The sequence below is a fragment of the Streptomyces sp. NPDC102278 genome (genome assembly GCF_044766345.1).
Lineage (GTDB): Bacteria > Actinomycetota > Actinomycetes > Streptomycetales > Streptomycetaceae > Streptomyces.
Genome location: NZ_JBIWLV010000041.1, coordinates 1 through 9,398, shown reverse-complemented (window position 1 = coordinate 9,398; position 9,398 = coordinate 1). Strand labels below are relative to the sequence as shown.

11 protein-coding genes are annotated in these 9,398 nt (G+C 70.2%); 3 read left to right on the top strand and 8 right to left on the bottom strand.

Features of this window, described 5'->3' with window-relative positions; genetic code table 11:
• Nucleotides 1-216: hypothetical protein (locus ACIRO3_RS36800; RefSeq protein ID WP_404144115.1), on the top strand; the 216-nt coding region annotated here is incomplete at its 5' end.
• Between the two features lie 130 nt (nucleotides 217-346).
• Here the strand turns inward: ACIRO3_RS36800 and ACIRO3_RS36795 are convergent.
• The 7 genes from ACIRO3_RS36795 to ACIRO3_RS36765 form a co-directional block, all read right to left on the bottom strand.
• On the bottom strand, nucleotides 347-664 hold the full coding sequence (locus tag ACIRO3_RS36795) for a transcriptional regulator (RefSeq protein WP_366000606.1): 318 nt from the start codon (nucleotides 662-664) through the stop codon (nucleotides 347-349).
• Nucleotides 661-1,125 carry a hypothetical protein gene (locus ACIRO3_RS36790; RefSeq protein ID WP_404144113.1) on the bottom strand — a complete coding sequence of 155 codons (465 nt, stop codon included), beginning with the start codon at nucleotides 1,123-1,125 and terminating at the stop codon, nucleotides 661-663. The genes ACIRO3_RS36795 and ACIRO3_RS36790 overlap by 4 nt, the downstream gene beginning before the upstream one ends.
• A gap of 151 nt (nucleotides 1,126-1,276) precedes the next feature.
• Nucleotides 1,277-1,813, bottom strand: coding sequence for a GerMN domain-containing protein (locus tag ACIRO3_RS36785; RefSeq protein ID WP_404144111.1), 537 nt, complete (start codon nucleotides 1,811-1,813; stop codon nucleotides 1,277-1,279).
• Complete coding sequence (locus tag ACIRO3_RS36780; RefSeq protein WP_404144109.1) at nucleotides 1,810-3,246, bottom strand: ATP-binding protein; 1,437 nt, start codon at nucleotides 3,244-3,246, stop codon at nucleotides 1,810-1,812. Before ACIRO3_RS36780 ends, ACIRO3_RS36785 begins: the two co-directional genes overlap by 4 nt.
• 15 nt (nucleotides 3,247-3,261) lie before the next feature.
• The gene (locus tag ACIRO3_RS36775) at nucleotides 3,262-3,945 is read right to left on the bottom strand and encodes a response regulator (protein ID WP_404144107.1); all 684 of its coding nucleotides are present in this window, start codon (nucleotides 3,943-3,945) and stop codon (nucleotides 3,262-3,264) included.
• 41 nt (nucleotides 3,946-3,986) lie between these two features.
• A complete protein-coding gene (murJ, locus tag ACIRO3_RS36770; protein WP_404144105.1) occupies nucleotides 3,987-5,669 on the bottom strand; it encodes a murein biosynthesis integral membrane protein MurJ in 1,683 nt (560 codons plus the stop codon).
• Complete coding sequence (locus ACIRO3_RS36765; protein ID WP_404144119.1) at nucleotides 5,666-6,775, bottom strand: lipid II:glycine glycyltransferase FemX; 1,110 nt, start codon at nucleotides 6,773-6,775, stop codon at nucleotides 5,666-5,668. The genes murJ and ACIRO3_RS36765 overlap by 4 nt, the downstream gene beginning before the upstream one ends.
• Nucleotides 6,776-7,094: 319 nt before the next feature.
• Between ACIRO3_RS36765 and ACIRO3_RS36760 the strand changes: the two genes are divergently transcribed.
• Entirely contained in the window at nucleotides 7,095-8,264 is a 1,170-nt protein-coding gene (locus ACIRO3_RS36760) for an Ig-like domain-containing protein (protein WP_404144117.1), read from the top strand.
• Between the two features lie 284 nt (nucleotides 8,265-8,548).
• Nucleotides 8,549-9,037, top strand: a complete 489-nt coding sequence (locus ACIRO3_RS36755) for a hypothetical protein (protein WP_404144103.1) — start codon at nucleotides 8,549-8,551, stop codon at nucleotides 9,035-9,037.
• Between the two features lie 15 nt (nucleotides 9,038-9,052).
• On the opposite strand, the gene ACIRO3_RS36750 is transcribed toward ACIRO3_RS36755, so the two are convergent.
• Nucleotides 9,053-9,199 (bottom strand): hypothetical protein, encoded by a 147-nt coding sequence (locus tag ACIRO3_RS36750; RefSeq protein WP_404144101.1) that lies wholly within the window; start codon nucleotides 9,197-9,199, stop codon nucleotides 9,053-9,055.
• Nucleotides 9,200-9,398 lie beyond the last annotated feature (199 nt).

The following is a 9,398-nucleotide window of genomic DNA, read 5'->3' as shown; positions in this document are numbered from 1 at the left end:
CTGGCCCACTGCCCGGGTGGTACCCCGCAGGGCGAGCTGACGGCGGCGGACATCGCGCGCGTCCTGAGGTGCCGCCTGGGCCTGCCCTTCGAGGAAACCCCCCTGAGCCCCCTGACCATGCCGGAGGACCCGGGCTGGATGACCCGGCTGCTGGCCAACCCCAACCTCCCGCCCTACCTGAAGCAGCTGCCGGACTACTACGAGCACGCCCGGTGACATGCCCGCGGACTGCCACTTGGTCGACGAGAGCGGCCGGCTGCGCAGGTGTTCGTATGGTGCGACTCCGTTCGCAGGCGTCCCTGAGGGGTCGCCCGCCCGCGCCGCCGAACGGCACGTAGACGACGCTTCACGACTGCGGGCCCTCGGCTGGAGTCGCGGCGCCGGCCAGGATCGCCCGGAGGGCCGCGACATGGCCGTTGAAAGCCTCCCGCCCGTCGCCGGTGAGCCGTGCGTAGCGCTTGTGACGGCTGCCGCTGAGGCGGCGTTCCGTGGCGACGTAGCCTGCGTCCTCCAGTGTCGTGAGCTGTTTCGACAGCGCCGAGTCGGACAGCTGGACCCGATCCTTGAGGAAGGCGAATTCCGCCCAGTCAACCGCTGCCAGTGTCGCCATCAGCGACAGGCGGGTGCTGGGATGGATCAGTTCGTCGAAACGCGCGTCCGTCATGCCCGCACCCACCTGCGCAGGACGCGCAGCATGTCCGGGCCGCCGAATCCGATGACGGGCGCGACCAGCGCGGCCGCCCAGATGCCGGCGTGGTCGGCGCCGTCGGCGTCGAGCGCGAGCGCCACCCCGACGGTGACCGCGACGAGCCCGAGCAGCATGCCGATCACGATGAAGGGGACGCGGCGACCGGCGACCGTCCTGCTGACCTGCACCTGCCCGGTACGCCTGCGACCGTCGAGCAGCCGTGACGCGAGCCCCGCGTGCCCCATGCCGAAGGCCAGGGTCGCCGCCCCGGCCACCCAGGGGGGCGTCAGGCTGCCGAGTACCCCCAACAGGAGCCAACCGGCGGCCATCGACCACCAGTAGCCGCGGGGCAGGCCCACCTCCTCGGCGACCTGATGGCGGGCGCGCTCGACTGCCTCAAGAGCCATACCTGCCTGCTCCGGAGTGATGTCGGCCATGGCGATACCGCACTTTCCCAGTAGGAAAGTGAGCGTCCCACTTTCCCACTGGGAAAGTCAAGGGGCGGGGACCGAAACCACGGCAACTCGACCACCCCGAACCTGACGGGCAGCCGATGGCCCACGGGTGCCCTTCGGCGGCAGGGCCCGGTCAGCGGGCCAGTTCGCACTCGTCGACGGGGAGGGCGGTGTCGGTGCCCCGGAGGACGACGGGAGTGAGGGTGTCCGCCACGGCGGAGATGCCGACGGTGCAGACGATCTGCTCGCGGGCCAGCTCGGACAGGTCACCGACCGGGAACGGCACCTGGACCGTCATCCCCCGCTCCTGCGAGTAGGGACTCACCGTCACCGCGTCCGCCTTCCCGGCGGGCAGCCGGGGCAGCGCGGTCGTGAGGCCCGCCTCCCCGGCCCGGCCCATGGGGCCGTCCAGCAGCAGGCGGACGAGCGCCGCGGGGGCGATGGTGTAGCCGTCGAACAGGGTGAACGGGGCAGGGACGAGCCGGTCGCCCTCCTTGGAGACGAAGTAGAGGACAGTGTTCTTGCCGGCCCCGGAGACCTTGACGGTCGCGGCGTGGCCGCTCTCGATCACCCCGGTGCGTTTGATCCCGCAGCCGGTGAGCAGCAGGGCGCAGCCCGTCAGCGCGGCCGTGGCCGTGGCGGCTCTGGAGCGCGTCCTGCGGCGTGTCATGTGCGGGCCTCCAGGGGCATGTCGAGGGTGAAGACGGCTCCGCCGTCGGCGCCGTTGGCGGCGTGCAGGGTTCCCCCGTGCAGGTGGGCGTTCTCCAGGGTGATCGCGAGTCCGAGGCCGCTGCCGGCCGAGCGGGTGCGGGCCGCGTCGGCCTTGAAGAACCGGTCGAAGATGTGCGGCAGCACCTCGGCAGCGATGCCCGGTCCGCTGTCGGCCACCTCGATCACCAGACGGTCCCCGTCGGGCCCGGGCGCGCAGGTGACGGTGATCCGGACCGGCGCGCCACCATGTCGCAGGGCGTTGCCGACGAGGTTCGCGAGGATCACGTCGAAGCGGCGCGGGTCGAGCCGGGCACGCACCCCGTCCGGGAGTCCGGTGACGACACGGTCGTCGTCCCAGTGACGGCGTTCCAGGGTCTTGCGAACGGCCTCGGCGACGTCGACGTCGTCGAGGTTGAGTTCGGCGGCCCGGGCGTCGAACCGCGAGATCTCCATGAGGTCCTCGACGAGCACGGCGAGTTTCCCGGTCTCGGCGCTGATCAATCGCAGGGCCTTGGCCGTGTCGGCATCGAGGCTCCCGGCATCCTCGTCGAGAACCTCCGTCACCGCCAGCATCCCCGCCAGCGGCGTACGCAGCTCATGGGAGACATCGGAGGCGAACCGACGCGCCCGAACCTCCGCCTGCCGCAACTCCTCCACCGAACGCTCCAACGCACCGGCCGTCTCGTTGAAGGTCCGGGCGAGACCCGCCAACTCATCCGCACCCCTGACCTCGATCCGCGTGTCCAACTCCCCCCGACCCATCCGCTGCGCCGCGGTACGCAATCGCCGCACCGGCCGCAACACACTACGAGCCGCCAACAGAGCGGGAACCACGGCGATCGCCAAGCCCGGCACAGCGCCCTGCTTGGCGGCGTCGACCATGGCCTCGACGGTCTGCCGCTCCGTGGAAAGCGGAACGCTGGCGAAGAAGACGGCCCCGGTGGACTCCTTGAATCCGTTGTGCTGGAACACGGCGGGGACGCCGACCGTGAGCCACGGCTTGCCGCGCTCGTCCTCGACCCGCTGGAAGGCGGTGTAGTCGTGACGGCGGACCTTCTCGCGCAGGTCGTCGGTGATCACACCGGAGGTCGGTGTGTCGGGGTTGGTGGAGACGCGCAGGCTGCCGTACTCGCCGAAGACGATCCACGGGTGCGGTTTGCCGCGCTTGCCGAGCTCGATGACGACCCGTTGCAGCTCCGCCTGATCCAGGGGGAGGCGGATCTCCAACTGTTCGACCTGGTCGCGCAGGGTACTGACGGCGGTGTCCTGGGTCTGCTTGAGAATCGCGTTGCGGGCCTGCTGGTAGGTCAGGGCGGCGGTGGTCACCGCGCTGATCGCGGCGACCAGCAGGAAGGCGGCGATGAGCCGGGTCCGCAGGCCGAGCGGAGCCATGCGTCGCACCGGGGCCTACAGGGGACCGAAGCGGTAGCCGAAGCCCCGCACGGTCTGGATGTAGCGGGGGCTCGCGTGGGGGCTCTCTATCTTGGTGCGCAGTCGGCGGACGCAGGCGTCCACGAGTCGGGCATCGGCGTGGTAGCTGTGGTCCCAGACGTACTCCAGGAGCTGCCGGCGGGAGAAGACCTGCTCGGGCGAGGCCGAGAGGTGCAGCAGAAGTTTGATCTCGCTGGGGGCGAGGGGCACGCGTGCGCCGTTCTTGGCGACGCTGAGCCCGGCGCGGTCAATGGTGAGTTCGCCGTGGTGCTCGATCCCGGGGCGGGCCCCCACGGGGTCGCTGAGGCGGCGCAGCACGGCTTTGACGCGGGCCTCGATGACCTCGGTGCGGGCGGGTTTGACGATGTAGTCGTCGGCTCCGGCCTCCAGGCCGACGACGATGTCGAAGTCGTCGCCGCGTGCGGTGAGCATGATGATCGGCACCTGGCTGTTCTCGCGTATGCGGCGGCAGACCTGGACTCCGTTGATCCCCGGCAGCATCAGGTCGAGCAGGACCAGTTCGGGTCGGAAGCCGGCCATCAGGGCGAGCCCCTCCTCCCCCGTCTCGGCGGAACTCACCTCATGGCCTCGGCGGCGCAGGCCGAGGCCCACGCCCTCCCGGATGGAAGGGTCGTCCTCGATCAGCAGTACACGTGACATCCGGACAGTATCCCTGGGTCGTGCGTCGGCCTTGCCTGCCGCTACCGGCCGAGCTTGCGGCGCAGGGAGTCCAATGGCTCGGTGATCTCCGTCAGGCGCAGTGGCCGGGCGAGGAGTACGACGACCAGCGAGAGGGCGGCGGTTCCCGCCCCGACCGCCGTGAAGTCGCCGAGGGTGTCGGTGACGCGGGCGGCCGCGTACCCGGCGACGGCCGCCGGTGTACAGGCGGCCAGCAGCCGGAGGTGGGTCCGTACGGCACTCGTGCGGCGTTCGGTACGGGTTCCCGCGCGCGGACCGAGCCTGCGCGCGAGGGTGTACCCGGTGACGGCGGCGCCCGCGAGGAAGGCGACGGAGGAGGCCGCGGCCATGCCGGTGACCGCCCAGCGCGGGGCCAGCAGGAAGTAGGCGCCCGCGGACAGTCCGGCGTTGAGCCCGGCGATGACCAGGTTCAGGAAGAACGGAGTCCGGGTGTCGGAGAGGGCGTAGAAGCCGCGCGAGAGGACGTACTGGGCGGAGAAGGCGATCAGACCGGGTGCGAAGGCGATGAGCATGCCCGCCATGACCTCGATGTCGGCGGCGCCGGTGCGGCCGTACTCGAAGACACTGCCCATCACCCAGGGTGCGAGGGCGGCGAACAGCGCGGCGGCCGGCACGACGAAGGCGGCGCTGGAGCGCAGCGCGTAGGAGACGTCACGACGCAGGGCGGCGAGGTCGCCCGCCGCGGCGGCCGAGCTCATCCGGGGCATCAGGGCGGTGACGAGGGAGACGGTGATGATGCCCTGCGGGACGATCCACAGCTGGTAGGCGTTGCTGTAGGCGGTGTAGCCGGCGCCGCCGGCGAGACCCGCCAGGGCGGCATCCTGCCCGGCGGTGGTGGAGAGCCGGGTGACGACCCAGTAGGCGAACTGGTTGGTGAGGACGAGCATCACCAACCAGCCGGCGTTGCGCAGCGGGCGGGCGAGGCCGCTGCCTCGCCAGTCGAAACGGGGGCGCCATCGGAAGCGGGCGGCGCGCAACGGGGGGACGAGGGCGAGGGCTTGGAGGACGATGCCGGCGGTGGTGCCGAGGCCCAGGAGCCGGGTCTCGGCGGCGGTGAGGACGCCCGGCGCGTCGTGGGAGACGTGGAGGAAGAGCCCGAAGACGGCGATGATCACGAGGTTGTTGAGGACCGGGGTCCACATCATGGCGCCGAACCGGCCGCGGGCGTTGAGCACTTGGCCGAGCAGGGTGAAGAGCCCGTAGAAGAGGATCTGCGGCAGGCAGTACCGGGCCAGGGCCACGGTGGTGCTGGCCTGGTCGCCGCTGTAGTCGGTGTACGCCGAGACGATCAACGGGGCGGCGAGGACCGCGGCGGCGGTGAGTACCACGAGGGCCGCGGTGCAGGCGGTGAGCAGCCGGTCGGTGTAGGCGGCTCCGCCGTCCGCGTGCTCCTTGGTGGCCCGGACCAGTTCGGGCAGGAAGACGGCATTGAGCGCGCCGCCGATGAGAAGGATGTAGATGATGTTCGGGACCGTGTTGGCGACGGCGTAGCCGTCGCCGAGGAGTCCGGTGCCCAGCGCCGCGACGACGACGGCGGAGCGGACGAAGCCGGTTGCGCGGGAGACGATCGAGCCGACTGCCATGAGTGTGCCGCTGCGCAGCACCGAGGCCTTCTCCGGCGCCTCGGCGACGACGCCTCCCGGGGCGGTCGCTCTGCTTCCGGGCCCGGTGTCGGTGGCCGTCACCGGCGGGCCAGGTAGGTCTGGAACGCCTTGTGGAGCGCCGCGTTGGCGACTCCGTCCGTCGGTGTCTCCCACTCTCCGAGCGTTTCGACGACCTGTCCCCCGGTGCCGAGCTTCCAGCGCAGCAGACCGTACGCACGCGCCGTCGGGTCGACGGTGGAGGGTACCCCGCGCATGTCGTACTCCCGGGCGCCGAGGGCGTGGGCGTCGGACATCATGCGCCACTGGAGGGCGTTGCTCGGCCGGACCTCGCGCCGGTGGTCGGCGGATGCGCCGGTCTGGTACCAGACGCGCCCGCCGGCGAAGATCATCGTGTGGGCCGCGAGGATCTCCCCCTCGTGGACGGCCAGGTAGAGGCGCATGCGGCCCGGTGCCTCCTCGTTGAGCGCCCGGTACTGCTGCTCGTAGTAGGCGAGCGAGCGGCCGAGGCGGAAGCCGTCGCGCTCCTCGGTGATGCGCAGCAGGCGGTGGAACTCGGGCAGATCGGCAGAGGTGCCGATGACCGTCCGCACACCGGCCTTCTCGGCCTTGCGCACGTTGCGCCGCCATTCCTGGTTGAGGCCCGCCCACACGTCGTCGAGGGAGCGGCCGGCCAGCGGCACGCGGAAGACGTGGCGGGGCTGGGCGTCGCCGTCGTCCTCGCCGCCGCACCGCCTCCAACCGCGGGTGCGCAGCCGGTCGGCGAGGGCGGCCCCCACCGGGTCGACCTCGGTGGCGAGGATGTCGGACAGCTGCCGGCCGATCCCGGCGCCGCACTTGACGGTGCTCGCGTCCCAGCGGCGGTAGGCGGGGGCGGGACCGATACGGACGGCGAAGGCGCCGTTGGCCCGCAGGTGTCGAAGGAGCGGGGTGAGCCAGCGGTCGATGTACGGATCGGACCAGTCGGCGACGGGGCCTTCGGGAAGGTAGGCGAAGTATTTGCGGGTTCCGGGAAACTGTCGGTAGAGAACGAGTCCGGCGCCCTGGATGTCTCCGTCCGGATGATGCCATCCGAGACTTTCCGAGCGCCAGAGGTCCTTCACGCGGGCCCAGGACGGGTATTGGAGGAAACTCGCCCCACCGTGCCGGGACAGGAACGTCTGGTATTCGGTGACCGACAGGGCGCGCACGTGGAGCTCCCGGTCCTGGTCGTGGTCCTGCTGAGTGGGGTTCACGAGCAGTGCGCACACGGCTGTCGACCTCCCTGTTCTTCCTGGTCTCCCTGACGGGCACTCACAGGACTTTCACAGCCGACCATGACCGGATCGCGCGAGGTTTGTGACCGGATGATGACCGTTTCGCTGCGGTCGGCGTCACCGGCCAATCCACGGCCATTTCCCGCGATCCGGGAACCTAGAGTCGAGCCGCTCGCATCCTCTTGTGCGAACGCTCACCACCACCACCGCTCCTGGAAAGGGCCCTTCGTTGAGCCGTATACGCCGCACCGCCATGGCGGGCACCGTGCTTCTGGCCGCCTCGCTCACCGCCTGTTCGGGCGGGAGTGACGGTGGTGGTGACGACAAGGGCAAGACGGAGCTGAAGCCGAAGGCGCCCATGGCGGTCTCGGTCAACCTCACGGGTGACCGGGTCGCGGCGGGCCGGCCGGTGATCGTGACGGTCGCCGACGGCAAGCTGGCCCAAGTGAAGGTGACCGACGCCAAGGGCGCGGAGCTGCCGGGGAAGATATCCGACGACGGAAGGACCTGGACCTCGGAGCGCAACGCCGCGCCCGGCGCGGAGTACAAGGTCGAGGCGCAGAACAGCGACAGTCAGAGCGCGACCACCCGGTTCAAGACGAGCGCCGCCGACAAGGTGAACAAAGTCTCGATCAACATCTCCAAGGGCAGCACGGTGGGCGTGGCGATGCCGGTGTCGCTCGTCTTCGACAACCCGGTGACGAACAAGGCGGAGGTCGAGAAGCAACTCAAGGTCACCACCTCGAACAACACCGAGGGGACATGGGGCTGGATCAAGGACTATTCCGGCAACGACCGCGTCGACTGGCGGCCCACGGAGTACTGGAAGTCCGGCACGGACGTGAAGGTCGAGATGCACCTGAACGGCGTGGACTCCGGGAAGGGCGGCGGCATGTTCACCCGGGACTACAACACCGAGTTCAAGATCGGCAAGGATCGTCGCATCCAGGTCAGCCTCGACACCAAGAAGATGTCGGTGACCCAGGACGGCCAACAGCTCGCGCCCGTCCCGATCTCGGCCGGCACCCCCGGCGGAAAGAAGGCCTCCTGGTCCGGGAAGATGGTGATCATGTCGAAGGAGGGCACCATCCGGATGGACTCCCGGACGGTGGGCCTGGAGAACGCCTACGACAAGATGGTCGACTACTCGATGCGCCTCACATGGTCCGGCATGTACGCGCACGCCGCCCCGTGGAACGAGGGCGCCTTCGGCCGCGTCAACAGCAGTTCCGGCTGCGTGGGGATGAGTACCTCCGACGCCGGGGAGTTCTTCGGACAGTCCCAGATCGGTGACGCCTTCGAGGTGGTCGGCGAGGGCTCCAAGGGCAACGCGGACATCGGCAACGGTTACGGTGAGTGGAATCTGTCCTGGGATCAGTGGAAGGCCAGGAGCGCCCTGTCCGACGCCCCACGGAACGGCTGACGGACGGACTCGGGCCGCGGTCGGTCGCCTCTGCATTCGCCGTGGAGGCGGGGCGCCGGCGGGACGTCAGCGAAGCGTCAGCGGCTGGGATCAGGCTGGGTCCCGTACCGCCCCGTACTCGGACAGGAGTCCCGTGCCCCGCACCACCCACTCCGCCGGCGCGTCTACCTGCTCACGGGTATCCTCGGTTTCCGAGACCCTTGCTCTGCCAGGCCTCTCCACCACGACATCAGCGTCGAGAACAATGGCTTCGAGAGGCCGCCACCTTCGTGCTGGGGTGCGTCGTGCTCGGCCGTGCGCCGGAAGAGGTATTGCCGGGCTTCCCCGCCGCGATGGCCGTGGACGCCACGGTCTTCTCACCGGACACCGGCTTCCTCGCCCTCACTCTGGCCGCGCTGCCGGCGCTGTTCTTCCGTCGCACGGCTCAGGCTGCCGCCAAGGAGATCGCCTGGCCGGTCGTTGTCCTGGGCTGCGGAATCATCACGTACATCGCCCAGCTCCAGAAGCTAGGCGTCGTCGACGCACTCGGTACGACGATCGCGGCGATCGGCGCACCATTGTTGGCAGCCCTGCGTCGCCGGCGTTGTTTCCGCCTTCACCCGCGGCAGGTGGAACCCGTGCACCACGCCTGGCAGCCGACCGAGGCGGAGCGGGACGGGGCGCGCCGGGTCGTCGCGGCCCCGGGCGATTCCGATGGGGCCGCCGTGCGCGTGGACGGCCGGATGATCGACCGACCGGACCTCGCGCCGGCCCGGGCCCTGCCGGCGGGGTGACGTCCGGCCGTACGATCACGGAGGACAGATCACGGAGGACAGGTCACAACCACCCATGAGACGGACGTCCTCCCCGTCGCTGGTGTCGTCGCTGACCTCCAACACGCCGGCCACGGTCATGGGGAGTTGCACAAGCCGCGGGAACGTGTGCCGCTCAGCCATGCTGCTGATCGACGGTCGGTGGGGGCGGGTACGCGCCGCGGCGGTCGTACCCGTCCTCGATGCCGGTGGGAGTCAGCCGCATCTGACTCCCACATGCTTCCAAGTGGAGGCGTCGACCATGGTGGTCGGGGCGAAGGCCTCCTTCGGGAAGTCCTTGCCGTCCTTGAGCTTGTGGTACATCGTCTGTACGGCCAGGGCG